We start from the raw sequence: 18513 nt of genomic DNA, 5'->3' as shown, positions 1-18513 counted from the left end.
CCCTACTAACTTTGTTAGTAGGGAATTTCATACACACTACTCAATCAGGGAAGTTGTTACACTTTCAATATGCTGATTGAATTCAAATGGAGCCTGATAATCACGGCTAACAGCACCACCTTCATCTTCACCAATGCCAACACCATCATCTAATGAATATAAGCGGCTATTGGTGTTTGGAATCACTTTCTTGGTGACCAACTTATCATTAACGTACAGGTAGGCATTACCACCTTTGCCCGTGCCTGCGATATTACCTTTACCGCCAACGCCATCTTCGTCATAACGGAACTTCACGGTAATGTCGTTATCGCCTGCTTGCAGTTTTGAGCCTGTCAGCTTGGTATATTCATAAGTTAACCAGTTGTATTCAAAGGTTGGCACGCCATCTTTTACATAAAGCGTCCACCCCCCGAAGTTACCACCTTGAGCGATAATGACACCATGAGTATCCGCTACATCATCAGTTGACACTTTAGCAACAATATCAAATGATTTATTTTTGATATTAAGGAATGAGTTTTCAGGAATACCTTTTGCGCCTTCGTATAACGTTAAACTCTTTTTACCAAACAATGCATCCGGACGACCTGCAATCTCAGCATTCATGCGCTCAAAAGTGCGATCATCAATAGGATATACATGGTTAACCTCAGCCTCTTTATCAAATAGCTTTTTCATCTCCTCAAGCTTTTTAGGATTTGATTTCGCTAAGTCTGTCGCGAGTGACCAGTCTTTACGGGTATCAAACAGCTCCCATTTATCTTCTTGCAAAGTCGAGAACTTTTTCGAGTCCTCCCACACAGGGAAATGAAGTACGCGAGCTAACCAACCGTCATGGTAAACCGCTCGGTTACCACCAAGCTCAAAGTACTGAGTACGATGTTGATCAGTAGCGTTTGAGTTAGTAAACGTTTTAGAGAAGCTCACACCTGAAATCGGTATTTGCTTTATACCGTCGACCACTTTAGGTTGTGGAAGCTTCGCTGCATCCAGAACTGTTGGCGTGATATCAATGACATGCGACCACTCTTCACGGATGTTATTTTCCCCCTGCTTAATACCTTTAGGCCAACTTACTACCATACCATTTCGTGTGCCGCCATAGTCAGAAGCCATACCTTTCATCCATACGAATGGCGTATCACCGGCAATAGACCAACCCGCAGCATAATGACCAAAACTATCCGGACCACCAAGCTTATCAATATTATCCAAAACATATTGAGGGTCTTCTTCTACACCATTGTAGAAAGCCAGAGAGTTAAAGCTACCATTACGGTTACCTTCACCACTCGCACCATTATCACCAACAATGTAAAAAATTAAGGTGTTATCAAATTCACCGTTTTTCTTTAGTGTATCGATAACTCGGCCGATCTCGTGATCCGTATGAGCTAGGAAGCCTGCATAAACTTCCATTTGACGTTCAAATATACGTTTCTCATCTTTAGTTAAAGAATCCCAGCGAGGCACACGCTCTGGCATTGGCGGCAAGATGGTGTCTTTTGGAATAATGCCTGAAGCCTTTTGTCTTTCAAAAGTCTCTTGACGAAGCTTATCCCACCCCATTGAGAACTGGCCTTTAAACTTATCAATCCATTCTTTTGGTGCCTGGTGAGGAGCATGAGCAGCACCTGGAGCATAGTATGCAAAAAACGGCTTATCAGCGTTGTAACTGTGTTGCATGTTCAACCACTGGATAGTTTGGTTAGTCATATCCGTTGTGAAGTGATAGTTTTCTTTTCTGGGTGTTTTTATGCGAGTATTGCCATCAATTAACACTGGTTGGAACTGATCCGTTTCACCACCAAAGAAACCATAGAATTTGTCGAAACCAATTTGTGTCGGCCATAAGCGCTGGTTGGCAGCTGAGCCGGTCTCCCATGGTGGGATCTCATGATTTTTGCCAAACATGGCTGTGCTATAGCCATTGTATTTCAGTATCTTAGGTAGTGCAGCAATATAGTTTGGTCTTGCCCCTGTGTTGCCCGGAAATGCTGTTGAAGTTTCAGCAATGGAACCCATGTTATTTTGGTGATGATTTCGCCCTGTTAACAACGCAGTACGAGTGGCTGAACTGACACCTGTCGTGTGGAACTGATTATATATCAGACCTTGTTCAGCAAGCGCATCTAAGGTTGGCATCTCAACAGCACCACCGAACAATGACGCCTGACTAAAACCAACATCATCCAATAAAATAACCAGTACGTTGGGCGCATCATTTGGCGCAGAAACTCGATGAACAATTGCAGGGCGCTTAACGTCACGTACATCAAGTTGATCATAAGTTTGAGGTTCTATATCAGCAACCGGAAGCTGAGTTCTGTCAATAGCTTGAGCCGACGTTAAACACGGCGCAAGTAAGCTACTGACAGTTAATGTGGTTTTAAACACATCCATATAAATTACCTTTTGTTTGAGGATTTCAGAAGTAATGGTCCATCCAACGCTTGCATGATATAGCTTGCAGGATAGCCATTCGCTAACAACGCAATCATTGCTTGCAAATATTTTTCTATTTGTTGGAAAAAGTAGAAATAGCCTTCACAGAGAACATTTTCATGCTCACCGCTAGAAGTCAGGTATCTGTGTTTAGGGCAACCGCCATTACACAATTTTAAATATCGGCACTGTTTACAACGAGCTGAAAGGCGAGTCTGCTTATTAAAATCAAACCGAGCAGAGTTTTGTTTGATATCTAGCAGAGTCTGTTTCGTGATATTGCCGAGGTTAGACTCTGGATACGCAACGTGGTCACAAAAATAGACGTCGCCATTGGATTCAACAGCATAAGATGAACCGCATTCTTTGGCGTGAATACAGTTGGGAGATTCGTTACCAACATATTGAGTTAGAGCTTGTTCGAAATTCGAGATAAATACATTGCCGACATCGTGTTTGACCCAAAGGTTAAAAATATCAACAAGGAACTGACCATAATCTTTACTTTCAACGGACCATGGCATTGGTTTGCGTTCTTTCGTTGCGTCCGATGTTGAAAAAATAAGATTTCCAGCAAAGTGTTGTCCACGGAATTGTTCTGCCTCCGAAGGTGAAGATTCTACGACTGGAGAAAACTGAAGATGTTTTACTTTGTGTTTTTTGAAAAAAGCATAAATGTCGGCAGCATATTTGGTATAGCTTTGTGTAACACATGCCAGAACATTGTGTTCCACATTCATTTTTTGCAGGAGCTTGAGAGCCTGCAGGTTTTCTTTAAAGACGCTCTTACCTTGTTTGGTGCGATAGGTTGCTTGTAAGTACTCGGGCCCATCAAAACTGAGTCCTATTAGAAAATTGTTTTCTTTAAAGAACAGACACCACTCTGTATCAAGCCTAGAACCATTGGTTTGTAGTGTGTTTTTGATGAGCTTATTGCCTGCATATTGCTTCTGCAGAGCTACAGCTTGTTTAAAAAAGTCCAGTCCAGCTAATGTCGGCTCGCCACCATGCCAAGCAAATTCGACGACTGGTGTCATTTGATCAGAAATATAGTTTCTAATATAACTTTCCAAAACATCCAAACTCATGATTTTTCTTGAATTAAGTACGATATCTTTTTCAAGATAAAAACAATATTGGCAATCATAATTACATTTTGATCCGATAACCTTTACCGTCGTGTGTATACCTGTCATTCGCTTCACCATCTATGTCTGTCTATTACATAGACATTTTCTTATTCGTCAGTTTGAAAACATAAACTGATATGTAATTACATCGCGAAATCTTAACAACATTAAAAATTGTCAACAATTGTCAACAATGGTAAGCTCGATCTATCAAATATGATAATTAAGGGCAAAACTGTTTATGAGTTTCAACTACAATTTGCTTAAGCCTTTGTGTTGTCTATTGGAAACTCGAAGTATCAACAACACTGCGATTCAATTGAATACAAGTGCTTCAGCTGTGAGCCGAACACTTAGAAGTCTTCGAGAAATATTTAAGGACGATTTGCTAATAAGAAAAAATGGTCAAATGGTACTGACTTCGAAAGGAGATGAATTACGTGAAAAAGTAATTCATCTTGTTGCGGATTTAGAAAGCCTCACTCAAAACAATTCAATTGATCCATTAACGTTAAATCGGCACGTCGTAATAGCGATGAATGCATCTATTGCCCAATGGTTTGCTCCAATTTTATTGGAACACCTCGCTAAACAAGCTCCGAATTTAAGTTTCTCAATAGAAGATTGGCACGATACGACGCCTCAATCTATAAGCAATGCTCGCGTTGATTACGGCATTCATTACTTCCCGTTAGATTTGCCTAAAAACCTTATTCAAAAAAGAGGAGAGAAAGATAGTTTTGTACTTGCTTGCCATAGTTTACATCCTCTAGCAGGAAAAGATATTGTTGCTGAAGAAGTGAATCGGTATCCTTTAGCTATACATACAATGAAATACTGGAATGATACCCAAGACCATCTTTCACAGCACCTGAAAAAAAAAGGAATCGAAGTTAAAATCGGACTTCGCACAGCACATTTAAGTGTGTTACTAAAAGCTTTAAAGTTCAGTGAATTCCTATTCCCTTGTTCTAAATATTTGGCCAACAGTCTCGGCCCTTCTTTCTCTTATTTAACTTCTAACGATCACGCTTTTGAAGCGTTGCGACAAAAGGAATTCGGTTTTTTGTATGACAATACAAAACGTAATGACCCATTGATCAACTGGCTGCACAATGAAGTATCAAGCCTAATGCGCAGAACTATACAAATCAACGAGGAATGCTTGGTCTAATTTCTAACATTTTCTTAGATAACCTCAACTTTGACACAGTTCATTTTGGGGTTGAATTGCTTTTTATTTACCTGTAGTAAATTGAAATTGAGCTTTGGGTTCTAAGAACTGTAATGACTAAGATATTTTTGACTAGATCATCTATTATATTTCTTGAGACTATTTATATTTCACTAACTCGGGGATTATATAAAAGTAAGACGTACAGGAACCAGTACAGTTTGATAGCCAACTAGTGACTACACACATTTGAGCGATCCTTTTTTCTGGGAGAGCTATTGTCAAATGTGGTGTATGGAGATCATGCAGTAGCCTGTTGATGAGTCTCCATTTCTTTTACTCCATTGATGAAGCGAACATCTTTCACAACATGCGCTAGAAGTGCAAAACCTCGTAGACGACGCCACTTCGTCTCTGCACTGCGCATTAACTTGAAGGCCATCATCAACGTAGTCTTTCTGTTTCCACAGTTCTTTGTCTTGTTCGGTAGAACGCCAGCATTTCAGATTTATCTTTCACCAAACAGTCGGTTGCCTTGGGATACTTGGCTTCAAAGCGTTTTTGGAAGGTTGAGAAGCATCATCTCTAGTTTCTGCCATCCAGATATCTTGCAGTGCTTCCTTCATTCGTGGTTGTACGCTTTTAGGCACTTTGTTAAGCACATTCGCTATCTTATGTACCCAGCACCGTTGCTGAGTCGTTTTGGGCCAGAACTTAACCACAGCTTTCCAGAAGCCAAGCTCGTAGTTGCTTAATGAGTTCCGTCCAACTTGCTTAGGACTCTCGATGACCATCCAGAACACCAAGGACTTCTTTGCGTCCAGTGTCATCGACACCAACAATGACAAGTAAGCAGAGCTTATCGTCCATCCTAATGTGACAATAAACACCGTCAGCCCAAACGTAAACATAGCGACGCCTACTGAGGTCACACTTGTGCCACTGTTCGTATTCAGCATACCAACGCTCTTTGAGACGACAGATACTGTTGGCCGACAGGCCTTTCGCACCCTTACCAAGTAAAGATTCCAGAGCAGGTAACATATCGCCCGTAGATATCCCCTTGAGATAGAGTAACGGGAGCAGTGTTGCAACACTCTTTGTTCGCTTGAGATACGGTGGTATAAAGTTGCTATTAAATTTGACGCCATTACCTGAGCAATCACGAACCTTAGGGAGCTGAACTTCGACATCTCCAATACTAGTCTGTAAGGTTCGCTCAGGTAAGAAGCCGTTGCGGACAATGGCTTGTTTGCCGTCAACCATTACATTCTGATGTTGGGCAAGTAGCTACTGAAGCTCAGCTTCAACAGCTTGTACAATCAAATCTCTCGCCCCTTGACGTATCAGTTCTGTAAGCGGGTCTTGTGGTGTATTCAGTGAAACAATAGTATTATCAGTCATGCGGTGCACCTTTCTGTTAATCGTTCTTGGGAGAACTGCATCAACAGATTACACCGCAACTTCCTTTCTCTTTCATACACCAGAAATCAGCATAGCTCGTTTTAGTAGGTTGACTCCTATAAAAACTATCGTAATTCGACAATACTCTCCATCCAATCGTCGACTTCACTTTCTACCCACGCTACCGCGCGGTCACCTAAATTGACTGATTTAGGGAACGCATCTTCGCTCATTTTTCTATAGATGGCCGAACGGCTCAGGGCGGTCTTTTCCATTACTTCTTTCAGCTTTAAAAATCTCATGGGAACTACTCCTATTTCTTTTACCCATGGGATAACGCTGTGTGTTAGAAAAAACGTTCAGAGCTCTTTCTCTCCCATCAAATCAATCACTTTCAGATATATGTCCTCTTAGTGAAGTTCCTATCGTTTCACTCTTGGAGGACCTATGTCGACCGATAACCTTCACTACCAAAAACAACAGAAATACCAAGAAAATGAAATCCTAGAGCATGCTGCAGAAATCCTAGCTAACCGCTATGTCCGCGGCGATGCCCTTTGTAATACGGATGCAACAAAAGAATATGTTCAATTCAAATTAGCCAGCGCAGAACACGAAGTATTCGCGCTACTACTGCTTGATAGTCAGCACCGCGTCATTGAGTTCAAGCCGCTCTTCAACGGAACGATTGACTCAGCCAGTATTTATCCACGCGAGGTTGTCAAAACCGTCTTGGAGGCCAACGCTGCCGCCGTCATTCTGGCGCACAACCATCCATCAGGCGATCCATCGCCATCTCAGGCAGATCGACGCATTACACGTAAGCTTGTCGATACTTTAGCGTTAGTGGATGTCAGGGTTCTGGATCACATTGTGGTTGGAGAAAGCAGTGTCTCTTTTGCAGAGAAGGGATGGTTATGATCAATTCAACTTATGGGGACGTTTCGTTAGTACCTCAACTTCATCAACAACTAGAAGCGTTGTTCACGCGTTACAACTTATCCGATGAGGCAAAGCGGCTAGTCTTGAATTGTCGTCAACTGAACTATTATCGGAATGGTCAAGGAGTACATCCTGTTGAAGTGCAGTTCAAACGCGCTTCAAGTTCAGAGCCTTGGCAAGTTGTCTTCTTTGCGAGCTTTTCTTACCCATTTGAAGGTGCGCACTCAGTAGAGCCTGAGCTTTGTTTCCATTTAGCAAATGGTTGGTGTTACCAACCGGATACTGGCTCAACTAATCTCAATCATCCAGAGGTTCTAGATCTTTTGCAGATATGGATGAAAACGTTCGCTCATCACCTTTCAAAAGTAGTTTTTGATGAGATCCATTTATCTATCGTTGGAAAGTGACCTTCTTCCCCTTCATTACGACACATCATGGCGCAAGTGCGATAGAGTTCGTCGTAGCAATTTAGCCTAAGACATTGATACGACAAGCTTTGTCGCACCTTTTTGATATCGTCATGCCCAACAGAACGAACCTCGTTGAGCTTACCATGACGCAACCTAACCAAACTCAATACCACCTTGAGCTTATCTTGGCGATTTACAACCTTATTCCATACAATAAGAAAATCACCGCGAAACAAATCCAAGCTCAGCTTTCACCGCTTGGTTTAGAGCGCTCCTTACGCACTATCCAACGCAATCTGTCCGCTATTTGTGCCATGTTTCCAGATATCATGATAGATGACCGCGATAAACCTTTTGGTTACCAAAAAGCCGAAACGCTTGCATTGAGTACCACTGCTCATGAAGCAGTGCTGCTCTATTGGTTAATCGAGTCAACCAAGCATCAACTGCCTAACAGCCTTACACCTCTACTGGATAACTTTCTCTCAGGTATTGCACCTGAAAACATAAAAGACATCCAAAGTCATTGGTCATCCAAAGTGCATGTTACTGACACTGCGATGAGCGGTGAGCCGCTATACATCAACGTTGGTGTGTTCCAAATTGTTTGTTTAGCGACGCTTCAGCAGCGTCTTATCTCACTAAAGATAAACGACGGTGACCACCATCTACATCTAGCTAACGTTCAACCAGTCGGTCTTGTACTTCATCACGGAAACGCATATCTCGTTTGGCGTAAACACGCACATACCAAACTAAACACCCTCGCCCTAAGCAGCATCCATGAAGCCACGATGTCGAGCTTTCGCTTCGATCTCCAAACCGACGCAACGCTACTGTCTTTGGACGTTCAGCAACTATTTGATGTGACTGACATTCACGTTGAACTCAACACGATACCACCCTCTTACACTCATTATGGAGAAATAGAATGAACCTATCTAAAACCTTACTTGCCACCGCGCTTGTTGTACCTGTCGCCTTAACAGGGTGTGGAGGCTCATCAGACGGACATAACAGTGGTTCTGGTCAGCAGTATCAATTTAGTGGTGCTGTACAGAAAGGTCCTCTACAGCCGGGCTCTGTTGTTACTATCAAAGAGCTTAATCAAAACCTCCAGCCAACTGGTCGCAGCTACACGACTCAAATCGAAGATTATGAAGGTAACTACAGCGTGAAAGAGCGATTTAGCACTCCGTATACTGAGCTCGTTGCCCACGGCTATTACTTTAACGAACTAACAAACCATGCTGACGAACAGATGAGTATGAGTGCATTCGTCGATATGAATGCAACTACACAAGTGAACTTCAACGTTGCAACTGCCGCGATGAAGCAATCTGTCATGGCACAAGTACAAGCTGGCACTGAGTTTAACGAAGCGGTAGACAAAGCGACTTCTGACTTACTGAAACTTTACAGCTATGCCCCTGAACAGTGGTCAGATCATATTAACTTCTACAACACCAACCTATCTAACTCTGGCGATACCAGTACGTTACTACTGGTTATCTCTGCCAGTACTTTAAAAATGGCTACCGACAACAAACTCACGTTAGAGGAGCAAATTGATGAAATTGGTCAGGTGTTGTTAGAACCGGAGTCGGTCCAGTTTGAGGAAATGAAACAAGCACTGAATACCTATAACCTTGCACTCTATAAAACTGACGCTTATGAAAACACCCAAAAGTATTTCGCTGATAACACTCTTGAGTTTGATATTCCGCACATCGATTACTTCATTGATAGCGATGGTGACGGCGTACTGCCTAACAAAGACCTACCTGTGTTTAAATACACAGCAGGAATCTCTGTAGATGTATCGAAAGACTCTATCGGGAGTGTATATCCAGTAGGCGCAAGTGCTGTGGATTATCAAGGTCGCCCGATGACATTCGAATATACTGGCAAGTTTAAATACGGAGAAATCGTATCTGTTGAACAGCGCGAAGATGGTATTAGTTTCGAATACCGCCTAACAGATGTTAACTTTGAAGGTAATGTCGATGACTGCGTTACAGTTAATACTATAACACCATCACCGGCTAACTTTTCATACAATGCATGTGTAACGTTAAGTAAATAACAACGTAATATAAAGAATAGGGAGTCATACGCTCCCTATTCTTTTTTTACTCAAAACGTCATTATTCACATCTGCATGCATACTCGTCATAATGTACGATAAATTACTTACTACTTCTGCCAAAAATCCTAGATACTCCTATCGCTTGAGTACGAGCTTTAGCTAAATAAATAGAACGATTAAACAACTTTGTGAAGTCATCATTTCCCGCTACCACTTCCCCTTCAAAAGAGCGAACTTTATACGATGCATTTTCTGGTATGTGTACCGCTTTATGAGCCTCTTCAAGTTCAATACCTAATACTCGTGACCAAACACATAATAACATTTGGTATAAGTGCTTACATTTACACTCATCTTTAATCACACGTTTAAAATCGCCTAAACTTTGGAAGTTATCTTTGTTGAGGAAAATCACCAGATGATAGTGTGGATTCTCTGATTTATCGATTTCTTTACACCATATATATCGAAGCCTCTCTTCACTAACAGAGCTAAACCTCCTTTTTCTTCTTTTTAATTCCTCTGCTATTTGACTTTCTAAAGAACCAAAGAATTTCTTCATATAAGGGAATGTCTCACCAAACTTATAACCATGAGGAAATCTGAGGTCTACTCTAAAAGCAAACGTTCTAGGAAAGCGGCTTGTAGCTTGATTCAACACTTCATAAATCTTGTTTACTCTATCCTCTAACAATTCCTTTTCTCTGGACGTTAGATTTATACCTTTGAATTCTTTTTGTTTAAGTAGTTTGTTTTTACGATTTATCATGTGAGTTCTCCTCTTGTTCATAGAGGAGAGTTCTCTGTTATTTTTTAGTAGATACTCAATGAGTTGTTATCTTAGAGATATAGTAGATATGGATATAGGTATAGATGGATATAGATGAGTAGTGATAGGTAGATATAGGTAGTGATATATATTAAACATTACCGACAGGTTTTCTTTCAGTGAAGGTAGTAAATGAAAAGGGCTTACACTGTTCATCAACTCGGAAGTTAGAGTCATAGAAAGTGATGACATACTCCTTTAAAACCCAAGTAAACCAGTTGTAAGCAGCGTAAAAATCTGTGAAAAGTCATCATAAATTCCGCGCAAAAACCTAGCAAATACTTGCACTATCTTTCGCATATGACCACATTATAACCAGCACGTTTTGTAACATTGCACCAACAAAAAGGTAGAAGACTCATGGTAATTAAAGAGATAAAAATAAGGCAAAGCATCGATATTATTAATGCCACACATTTTATTTATATTAAAAGTAACTCTTACACTGGCGAAGGAAGAAATAAGTCCGTCAATCTTCTAGTTGATGATTCAAACAAATTCATGAATAAATTCATTCGATACAATAAATGTTTACCAGACGATAAAAAACAACAATCACTGAAGTTAATTCTTTTTTAATCAAGAATAACACAAGAGACAAAGTACTAGATTTATTTGATATTAATCCAAATAATCTACAAAAATCATCAAGAGCAAGTAATTAATTTCATAAACCATAAATGTATACTATTTTATGTAATAGACATTTATCTAAGAGAGTTACATAATGAATGGCTGCGAGTTTTTGGTAAAAATAAATTTAAACAGTTCATTAGCAAAGCTAAAAACAAGGAAGAATCGACAAGAAAAAGTCAATTCTTCTATGATGAATTAATCAAAATAGATGATATAGATAAAGAAATTTCAATCTTTGAACACTGCACAGTTAATGACCCAACCACGTTATCTCAAGCAATTTTAGATCTACTGATCTCGAATCTTGAACAACAAGCAATTATTTCGAAAATAAGCAAGAAATGGAGCAGCAAGAAAAATCGAAACAATGGAAAGGTTTCTTTTTCTACGACAATGCTACCAGAGACAAAGAATAATCTAGACCAAATTGTGAACCACAGCTACAGCAATATCAGCACTACCCTACAAAAAATTATTGATCAAGAGCATGCTAGGTTGTTTAAGAAAGAAAATTCATCCATTAATTGAAACATAAATCTTGTTTCTTTTGATGTGATTGCAACGCAAGCTCTTAACAAATTTTTTGAAGTATACCAATGAGTTTAAGCTGAGGTGACAGAATCCGCTCTGGTATCTGTCAGTTGCACCTTCTCTCCGGTGACGTCAATGTATGAGTTCTATTGACAGAACATTATCACCTTTCTAACGTCTCGAGAATTGAACCACCAAGTCTAGCATTAGTTAGTTGATTCGCATCCGCACTCAACGACGCATTTCTTACTGAAATCAAAAAGTATACAAATCCATGTCATGTAAATTACCACCTACTAAAGCAGGTGGTTTAGACCTAACAAAAAAGAGGCTAACAAGTAGCCTCTGGTCTCAGGAGCAGTCTAATAGGGGGGGGACTGCATGTTTAGAGCTTACCCTCGCTGCGACACATCAAGATTTTGTCTTTAACTACTTGCGCCATAGCAAGTTTCGGTTGCTCGTTGTAAACGCGAGGGTCGTTCACTGAAGGTTTGGTTTTCAGTACCTCTTTTAGCGCATCCGAGTATGCGATTTTTAATTCGGTAGCTACATTTACTTTCGCAATACCCAAATCAATACAGCGTTGAACGTCAGCGCATGGGACGCCCGATGCACCATGAAGAACTAGAGGGATGTCTACGAGACCTGCGATTGTTTCAAGACGGTCAAAGTCTAGTTTCGGCTCTTCTTTATACATGCCATGAGCTGTACCTATCGCGATAGCTAAAGAATCCACACTAGTCTTTTCAACAAATAAGCGGGCATCTTCAGGGTCTGTATACGGATCGTTCACAGATTCCACGATCAAATCGTCTTCCTGCCCTACCAATTGACCAAGCTCAGCTTCCACTGAACAACCGTAAGCGTGACAGAAACGAATCACCTCTTGTGTCACTGCGATGTTGTCTTTAAGCGGCAGTGCACTTCCATCTATCATAGCAGAGCGGATGCCTAATTCTACTTTTTGTCGAATATCCGGAATATCGTGGTGGTGATCAAGATGAACAACCACCTGCATGTTGCGTTCATTTGCTGCCGCGTTAACCATGTGTAGTAATTCACGAGCGCCGCCGTAGCCATATGTCCCTGGGGTGCCGGCTAAGATAACTGGAGATTGAAGCTCTTTCGCCGTATCTAAAATCACTTGGACAGTTTCTAGATTATGAAAGTTAAACGCCGGAATGGCATAGCCGTCTTTGCGTGCCTGCTGTAACCAGTAGTTGCTGTTAATAATGTTATTCATCATCTTGACCCCAGCTTAGTAGAATTTTGCCAGCCATTGGCTCGTTTGGAAGGTTGGTAACACGTTCGATGTAGCCATCAGGTAAGTAGATACCATCTAGCAATTTGTCTGTATTGATCCTCCCTTCGGAGAACAGACGACAGGCGATGTCCCACTCTTCACCAGGGTAAGGGAACGAATAGTTCATCCAGCTACCAACAACGGAGAGTTCTTTACGTAGAATCTGCTCATATTCTTTAAAGGCGATTGAGAAATCTTTATGGATTGTTCCTACGAGATATACGCTGGCTCGAGGACCGGCTACTTCAAGACTTAGTTTGAATGTTTCTGGAACACCTGCGATCTCAATGATCATTTGCTTTAAGGTCGATTGAGATTCTTCCTTAAACTCAGCCACTTGCTCTTTACTTAGAGAATTAACAACGCGAGTTGCACCTAGTTCTAACGCGCTTTTTAATTTTTCATCACAGATATCGATCGCGGTAACAGATGCCGCACCTAACGCTTTTGCTACTTGGATTGTAAGTAGACCAATTGTGCCTGCACCGATAACGATGACATGTTTGTCTTTACAGCCACCAGCCATCACAATTGGATGTAAACCTACTGTAATTGGCTCAAAAAAAGCGCCTTCAACCAAAGACACTGAAGATGGAAGTTTGAAACAGCACTTCTGAGGAATTGCTACAAATCGAGCGTTTCCTCCTTGGCGGCGAGAACCGATGAATGAGTAATTGTTACAAAGAGAATAAAGCCCCTTGCTACACACTTCGCAATCTAAGCAAGGAACCAGTGGCGCACAACAGACTTTGTCACCTTCATGGAATTTGTCAGCATTCTCGCCGGTAGCAACGATTTTTCCTGAGAACTCGTGACCTAAAGTCACTGGATAAAAGTGTGCACCGTTGTTAAATACACGTGGAACATCAGAGCCACACAGTCCTGAATAATGAACCTCAACAAGAACTTCGTCGCTTGTCAATTTAGGCATGTCATATGGCGTGACTTGAAGTTTTTCATTTTCTATAACTTCAACATGATGGTTATTAATAATCATATAATTTACTCGCAACGACTCCCACATTGGTAAATGTGTATGGTTAATAGATAACTGAATAACGAGGAAAGAGACGGCTGGCAGCACTCCCCTGCCAGCCTGAAAGTTAAGCTTTAGCTTCTTCTAAACTTTTTTCTTCCTTAACACTCTTTTCGTATTTCTTAGCGCGAGCCCAAGTCATCGCGACAGCAACTGCGTAGATACCGCCGATAACAATTAAGCCACCTAGATTTTCAAGTTTGAAAAGTTGGATAAGGATATAAGTAATCGGTGCACCACCTTGATCAAGTGAGCCGATTAACTTGTCGCCAGACACATGACCTGTAGCTTGGCCAAGTTGAGTCAGATAAGGGATAGTTTGAGTAGCGATCCACAAAGTACCTGTCATGATCACTGAGCCAGAGATAATCGCGCGGAACAAGTTACCATTGTGAACAGCCACACCCATCGCTACGAAGAAACCGATTGTTGCTAAGTCACCGAACGGCAGAATCGCATTACCTGGTAGCAAAACAGCGATAAAGATAGTTAATGGGATGAATAACAAGCTCGCTGATACAACGTTTGTTTGACCAAGTAATAATGCTGGGTCAAGACCGATTAGGTAATCTTCACCACCGAATTTGCTTTGCAGGCGGCTACGAGCTTGCTTAGCAATTGGGTTCAGACCATCCATGATTGGTTTGATTACGCGAGGCATCAATAGCATTACTGCTGCAGTTTTAACTGCCAGATGGAGAATGTTTTGAAGGTCGTAACCTGCGAGGACACCGATAGCGATACCCATTAGGAAGCCGACAACTACTGGCTCACCGAATGCACCGAATTTCTTTTGGATGCCGTCAGTTGAAAAGTGAATGTCGCGTAACCCTGGGATTTTTTCTATGATTGCGTCAACCATTACGGCGATTGGACCACAGTAAGCCGATGTACCATGCGGAACCGCAATACCGTCTAGGCCAAAGTAACCTTTAGTGTCTTTCGCAAACCAATCACCAAGTTTGTATGCAAACGCTGCATGCACCACTACACCAACAATACCCAACACATAGCTACCGGTAGCCATGTGTACTAGAGCACCTGTAAATGTCATGTGCCATACGTTCCAGATGTCCACGTTCACTACGCGAGTCATCTTGGTTAAAAGCATCAGGATGTTTACAGCAATCGCAATTGGAATTGCGATAAGAGCCATTTCACTTGCCCATGTGATAGGTGCGGTACCTGGCCAACCTAAATCAATGACGCTTAGCTGGATACCGAAATTTTTTGTCATTTCTTGAGCCGCAGGACCGATAGAGTCAAGCATTAAGCCAATGACCAGCCCGATACCTACGAAACCGATACCAATATGCAGACCAGATTTAAAAGCATCGCCAAGCTTCATGCCCAAAGCCATAGAGAAGAGCATAATAACGATAGGCAACATTACTGTTGGACCCAGATCCAGCACATATCTAATTATTTCATTCAACATGATGAGGGATTCCTTAGTTCGTGCTCACCGCGTATCAGCGCGGCGAAGCAATCTAGATGTTTACGCAAGAACAGCGAGCATTTTTTCTTTAAGCTCGTCAGCACCAACACCTGAAATAAATGGCATACCATGAAAAAGAGGTAGCTCGCCAAAAGTACGGTCAACTTTTGCTGTTGTGCATATAAGTGTCACTTCATCAGTAATGTAAGTGTCTATTTCGTTTACACGGCACTGAACTATTTCGATTTCTATGTTGTTTTCTTCGCATAGATCTTTAATTTCTTCAGCCGCCATTGTTGATGTTGCTACAGCTCCACCACATGCCACGATTACTTTTTTCATAGTTATTCCTCATTGGATTTCAAAATGGTGTTGCTGAATGTCTCAGCTAACCCGTCAATTGTTATTGCGCCTTTAAGCTCGTTGAAAAACTCTTCGTTTTGTAAAGAGGTGAACAGCGCTCGCAGAAGTTGCATTTGCTCAGCAGGGTCTGTAACTACCAGTGCAATGATTAACTCTGCTTCCAGCTCTCCGTCGTCATCAGCACGTGCAAATGGAACTGGTTTATTCGGTTTAATTAAGTAAACGCAAGGTTTGTTCGCATGTGTTGCATCACAGTGTGGGATAGCTACTGCGCCAAAACCTAAGTCGATACCTGTAGGGAAAACTGACTCGCGTTCGTGAATAGCGGCATGGTAGCTTTCCTTCACGTAACCTTCTTTCGTCAGTAACTCGCTGATGTGATCTAAAACCTCTTCGCAGGTATCAAATCCGATATCAGCATTAACCAATAGTTGAGTTTCAATCATCCTTTATGCCCTTACTTTTGTTTCGAAATGATCATACTCCAAGCTTTCGAATACAAAAGAGATCTGGTGCACAAATTTAAATCATTCGAAAATAAACGAAATCCAATGAAGACATACGGTAGTTTCATTGTTATATTCGCCGAAGATTTAATCACTTTCATATGGCTATTATTTGGCTTTGAGTAACAAAAGATTTGTAGAGGTTAACGATGAAAAAATTTGTAAAGGCGCATAAGGAAAACAATGATTTAGGCATTTATTCCGTGTGTTCTGCGCACCCTATGGTAATCGAAGCAACGCTTCGCTATGAGTTGAAAACCGATCAACTTGTTGTAATAGAAGCAACTTCAAACCAAGTGAATCAGTTTGGTGGCTATACCGGAATGAAGCCGAAAGACTTCGTAAGTTACATTTACGAAATCGCAAGTAAAGTGAACTTTCCAATAAACCGTATCATTTTAGGCGGTGACCACTTAGGGCCGAATTGCTGGCAAAAAGAAAACGCCGCTGAAGCTATGGAAAAATCACGTATGCTTATCAAAGAGTATGTTGAGGCTGGTTTTACCAAGATTCATTTAGATGCATCTATGTCTTGTGCAGACGACGCAGTACCACTAGATCCAGAAATTGTAGCCAAGCGGGCTGCTGAGCTGTGCAAGGTAGCAGAAGAAACAGTTTCGGATGAAAACCGAGCAAAACTGACCTACATCATTGGTACGGAAGTGCCTGTACCAGGTGGTGAAGCAACTGCGATCGACACGGTTCACGTCACCAAACTGGTAGATGTTCGAAATACTATTGATACTCATGTTACCGCTTTTGAAGCTCTAGGCATAAGAGATGCGCTGGATCGCGTTGTTGGGATTGTTGTTCAACCTGGTGTTGAGTTTGACCATAGTAACGTTATTCGCTATGCCAAAGAAGATGCCGCCGAAATTTCAGCGTATATACAAAATACGCCTTGGATTTATGAAGCGCACTCAACTGACTACCAAACTCAAGAACACCTGAAAGACCTAGTCCAAACGCATTATTCTATTTTGAAAGTTGGCCCTGCCCTTACATTTGCATTACGTGAAGCATTGTTTGCGTTGGCAGATATTGAAAGTCAATTGATCAAGCCAGAGCAATGCAGCCAGTTCAAAACCGTTATTGATAACGTTCTTCTAGATAGTCCTCAGTACTGGAAGTCTTACTATGGTGACAAACACTCAGACATCATGAATAACCTGCATTTCAGTTTCTCTGACCGTATTCGTTATTACTGGACAGACGAGCGCATACACACTGCTCAGGCTCGTTTGTTAGATAACTTAAATGAAGTAAGCATTCCTCTAACAATGCTTAGCCAGTACATGCCAAATCAGTATTGCAAAGTAAGCAACGGCTTGATTGAAGCCAATCCTTGCGAGCTGATCATCGACAAGATTCAAGAAGTCGTTGAACAGTATTCATCAGCGTGTAAGTAATGAAGCAATGAACGACAAACAAAGCGCTCTAAGCGCTTTGTTTGCGTGTAGACATAGAGATAAACATGATGAAAGCAGACGCAAGACGACAAAAGATTCTCACTTTTTTGGCTACAAAAGGCACGGTTGAGATCAAGAATTTAGTCAAAGAGCTTGAGGCTTCTCACGTTACCATCCGACACGATCTTTCTGTCTTAGAAGAAGCCGGGAAGCTCGAGCGTTTCTTCGGTGGCGCAGCCCTTCCCTCACTCATCAAAAATGTTCAAAACGAGAAGTCTAACTGGGACAGTGAGTTGGCAGTCAAACAGCGCTATAAGATAAATGATGTAGCCAAGCTTGATATTGCGAAGAAGGCGGCAGAAATGGTATCAAAGAACGCTACGATTATTATCGATAGCGGAAGTACAACACATTTGCTCGCCAAACAGCTCGCCCAAAAGGGTAACCTTACCATCATCACGAATAACCTTGCTGCAGCGACCACACTAGCCGGAGTTACCTCAATTACACTTGCAATATGTGGTGGAGTTTACCGTTCAGTGTCTCAGTCTATTCATGGAAACAAGGCAGAAGAGTTCTTTTCTGAGGTTTGTGCAGATATTGCGTTTATTGGCGCTGACGGACTAGACCCGCTAAAAGGCAGCACTACTTTCAACGAGGGGTATAGGGTGACTCAGGTTATTGCTGAGTGTGCTAAATCAGTAGTCATGCTAGCTGACTCATCAAAATTGAAGAGAGCAGGCTTCAATCAAGTACTTCTACCCGAACAAATCAAAATTCTCATTACGGATAAAAATATTCCAGAAGAAGTGATCAAACGATTTGAGGACAACGGTACTCAAGTTGTTTTGGCATAGAGGAACAA

At 41.5% G+C, this 18513-nt stretch carries 17 protein-coding genes and 1 pseudogene; 8 read left to right on the top strand and 10 right to left on the bottom strand.

Annotated elements, in window-relative coordinates:
- Positions 1 to 36 precede the first annotated feature (36 nt).
- Both H735_RS04585 and H735_RS04580 read right to left on the bottom strand, forming a co-directional pair.
- On the bottom strand, positions 37 to 2406 hold the full coding sequence (locus H735_RS04585; protein WP_020197725.1) for an arylsulfatase: 2370 nt from the start codon (positions 2404 to 2406) through the stop codon (positions 37 to 39).
- Positions 2407 to 2411: 5 nt separating this feature from the next.
- The gene (locus H735_RS04580) at positions 2412 to 3644 is read right to left on the bottom strand and encodes an anaerobic sulfatase maturase (protein WP_020197726.1); all 1233 of its coding nucleotides are present in this window, start codon (positions 3642 to 3644) and stop codon (positions 2412 to 2414) included.
- Positions 3645 to 3819: 175 nt separating this feature from the next.
- On the opposite strand from H735_RS04580, the gene H735_RS04575 reads away from it, so the two are divergent.
- The gene (locus tag H735_RS04575; RefSeq protein WP_020197727.1) at positions 3820 to 4752 is read left to right on the top strand and encodes a LysR family transcriptional regulator; all 933 of its coding nucleotides are present in this window, start codon (positions 3820 to 3822) and stop codon (positions 4750 to 4752) included.
- A 301-nt stretch (positions 4753 to 5053) separates the two neighbouring features.
- Here the strand turns inward: H735_RS04575 and H735_RS04570 are convergent.
- Together H735_RS04570 and H735_RS04565 are read right to left on the bottom strand one after the other, a co-directional pair.
- A pseudogene (locus H735_RS04570) lies at positions 5054 to 6156 on the bottom strand (IS256 family transposase).
- A 125-nt stretch (positions 6157 to 6281) separates the two neighbouring features.
- The gene (locus H735_RS04565) at positions 6282 to 6458 is read right to left on the bottom strand and encodes an AlpA family transcriptional regulator (RefSeq protein ID WP_020198138.1); all 177 of its coding nucleotides are present in this window, start codon (positions 6456 to 6458) and stop codon (positions 6282 to 6284) included.
- A gap of 145 nt (positions 6459 to 6603) precedes the next feature.
- On the opposite strand from H735_RS04565, the gene radC reads away from it, so the two are divergent.
- From radC to H735_RS04545, 4 genes are all read left to right on the top strand, one after another.
- A complete protein-coding gene (radC, locus tag H735_RS04560; RefSeq protein WP_020198086.1) occupies positions 6604 to 7077 on the top strand; it encodes a RadC family protein in 474 nt (157 codons plus the stop codon).
- Positions 7074 to 7505, top strand: coding sequence for a DUF2787 domain-containing protein (locus H735_RS04555; protein WP_027726864.1), 432 nt, complete (start codon positions 7074 to 7076; stop codon positions 7503 to 7505). The genes radC and H735_RS04555 overlap by 4 nt, the downstream gene beginning before the upstream one ends.
- Positions 7506 to 7618: 113 nt before the next feature.
- Positions 7619 to 8443 carry a helix-turn-helix transcriptional regulator gene (locus H735_RS04550; RefSeq protein ID WP_020197529.1) on the top strand — a complete coding sequence of 275 codons (825 nt, stop codon included), beginning with the start codon at positions 7619 to 7621 and terminating at the stop codon, positions 8441 to 8443.
- On the top strand, positions 8440 to 9594 hold the full coding sequence (locus tag H735_RS04545) for a hypothetical protein (RefSeq protein ID WP_020197528.1): 1155 nt from the start codon (positions 8440 to 8442) through the stop codon (positions 9592 to 9594). Before H735_RS04550 ends, H735_RS04545 begins: the two co-directional genes overlap by 4 nt.
- 103 nt (positions 9595 to 9697) lie before the next feature.
- On the opposite strand, the gene H735_RS04540 is transcribed toward H735_RS04545, so the two are convergent.
- Positions 9698 to 10366, bottom strand: coding sequence for an inovirus Gp2 family protein (locus tag H735_RS04540; protein WP_020197527.1), 669 nt, complete (start codon positions 10364 to 10366; stop codon positions 9698 to 9700).
- A gap of 675 nt (positions 10367 to 11041) precedes the next feature.
- Between H735_RS04540 and H735_RS04530 the strand changes: the two genes are divergently transcribed.
- A complete protein-coding gene (locus tag H735_RS04530; protein WP_020197525.1) occupies positions 11042 to 11590 on the top strand; it encodes a hypothetical protein in 549 nt (182 codons plus the stop codon).
- 388 nt (positions 11591 to 11978) lie between these two features.
- Here H735_RS04530 and gatY read toward each other — a convergent pair whose 3' ends face one another.
- The 5 genes from gatY to gatA all read right to left on the bottom strand — a co-directional run bounded on the left by gatY (position 11979) and on the right by gatA (position 16179).
- The gene (gene gatY / locus H735_RS04525; protein WP_027726815.1) at positions 11979 to 12836 is read right to left on the bottom strand and encodes a tagatose-bisphosphate aldolase subunit GatY; all 858 of its coding nucleotides are present in this window, start codon (positions 12834 to 12836) and stop codon (positions 11979 to 11981) included.
- Positions 12829 to 13893: an alcohol dehydrogenase catalytic domain-containing protein gene (locus H735_RS04520; RefSeq protein ID WP_020197523.1), complete on the bottom strand. Its 1065-nt coding sequence runs from the start codon at positions 13891 to 13893 to the stop codon at positions 12829 to 12831. The genes gatY and H735_RS04520 overlap by 8 nt, the downstream gene beginning before the upstream one ends.
- Before the next feature lie 106 nt (positions 13894 to 13999).
- Positions 14000 to 15370 (bottom strand): PTS galactitol transporter subunit IIC, encoded by a 1371-nt coding sequence (locus tag H735_RS04515; RefSeq protein ID WP_020197522.1) that lies wholly within the window; start codon positions 15368 to 15370, stop codon positions 14000 to 14002.
- Between the two features lie 60 nt (positions 15371 to 15430).
- A complete protein-coding gene (gatB, locus tag H735_RS04510) occupies positions 15431 to 15712 on the bottom strand; it encodes a PTS galactitol transporter subunit IIB (RefSeq protein WP_020197521.1) in 282 nt (93 codons plus the stop codon).
- 2 nt (positions 15713 to 15714) lie between these two features.
- Complete coding sequence (gene gatA, locus H735_RS04505; RefSeq protein WP_020197520.1) at positions 15715 to 16179, bottom strand: PTS galactitol transporter subunit IIA; 465 nt, start codon at positions 16177 to 16179, stop codon at positions 15715 to 15717.
- A gap of 209 nt (positions 16180 to 16388) precedes the next feature.
- On the opposite strand from gatA, the gene gatZ reads away from it, so the two are divergent.
- Complete coding sequence (gatZ, locus tag H735_RS04500; protein WP_020197519.1) at positions 16389 to 17648, top strand: tagatose-bisphosphate aldolase subunit GatZ; 1260 nt, start codon at positions 16389 to 16391, stop codon at positions 17646 to 17648.
- Positions 17649 to 17713: 65 nt separating this feature from the next.
- Positions 17714 to 18505 (top strand): DeoR/GlpR family DNA-binding transcription regulator, encoded by a 792-nt coding sequence (locus H735_RS04495; protein ID WP_020197518.1) that lies wholly within the window; start codon positions 17714 to 17716, stop codon positions 18503 to 18505.
- Positions 18506 to 18513 lie beyond the last annotated feature (8 nt).

This window comes from Vibrio owensii CAIM 1854 = LMG 25443 (assembly GCF_000817815.1).
Classification (GTDB): Bacteria; Pseudomonadota; Gammaproteobacteria; order Enterobacterales; family Vibrionaceae; genus Vibrio; species Vibrio owensii.
Note: the sequence above shows the minus strand (reverse complement) of the source record. Positions and strands in the feature narration are given on the sequence as shown.

What these genes read in the sequence shown, in the direction of transcription:
- H735_RS04520 (WP_020197523.1), bottom strand. Translation starts at nt 13,893, where the DNA reads ATGATTATTAATAACCATCATGTTGAAGTTATAGAAAATGAAAAACTT.
- H735_RS04550 (WP_020197529.1), top strand. Translation starts at nt 7,619, where the DNA reads ATGCCCAACAGAACGAACCTCGTTGAGCTTACCATGACGCAACCTAAC.
- radC (WP_020198086.1), top strand. Translation starts at nt 6,604, where the DNA reads ATGTCGACCGATAACCTTCACTACCAAAAACAACAGAAATACCAAGAA.
- H735_RS04495 (WP_020197518.1), top strand. Translation starts at nt 17,714, where the DNA reads ATGATGAAAGCAGACGCAAGACGACAAAAGATTCTCACTTTTTTGGCT.
- H735_RS04575 (WP_020197727.1), top strand. Translation starts at nt 3,820, where the DNA reads ATGAGTTTCAACTACAATTTGCTTAAGCCTTTGTGTTGTCTATTGGAA.
- gatZ (WP_020197519.1), top strand. Translation starts at nt 16,389, where the DNA reads ATGAAAAAATTTGTAAAGGCGCATAAGGAAAACAATGATTTAGGCATT.
- H735_RS04515 (WP_020197522.1), bottom strand. Translation starts at nt 15,370, where the DNA reads ATGTTGAATGAAATAATTAGATATGTGCTGGATCTGGGTCCAACAGTA.
- H735_RS04565 (WP_020198138.1), bottom strand. Translation starts at nt 6,458, where the DNA reads ATGAGATTTTTAAAGCTGAAAGAAGTAATGGAAAAGACCGCCCTGAGC.
- gatA (WP_020197520.1), bottom strand. Translation starts at nt 16,179, where the DNA reads ATGATTGAAACTCAACTATTGGTTAATGCTGATATCGGATTTGATACC.
- H735_RS04555 (WP_027726864.1), top strand. Translation starts at nt 7,074, where the DNA reads ATGATCAATTCAACTTATGGGGACGTTTCGTTAGTACCTCAACTTCAT.
- H735_RS04585 (WP_020197725.1), bottom strand. Translation starts at nt 2,406, where the DNA reads ATGGATGTGTTTAAAACCACATTAACTGTCAGTAGCTTACTTGCGCCG.
- H735_RS04540 (WP_020197527.1), bottom strand. Translation starts at nt 10,366, where the DNA reads ATGATAAATCGTAAAAACAAACTACTTAAACAAAAAGAATTCAAAGGT.
- H735_RS04545 (WP_020197528.1), top strand. Translation starts at nt 8,440, where the DNA reads ATGAACCTATCTAAAACCTTACTTGCCACCGCGCTTGTTGTACCTGTC.
- H735_RS04580 (WP_020197726.1), bottom strand. Translation starts at nt 3,644, where the DNA reads ATGACAGGTATACACACGACGGTAAAGGTTATCGGATCAAAATGTAAT.
- gatY (WP_027726815.1), bottom strand. Translation starts at nt 12,836, where the DNA reads ATGAATAACATTATTAACAGCAACTACTGGTTACAGCAGGCACGCAAA.
- gatB (WP_020197521.1), bottom strand. Translation starts at nt 15,712, where the DNA reads ATGAAAAAAGTAATCGTGGCATGTGGTGGAGCTGTAGCAACATCAACA.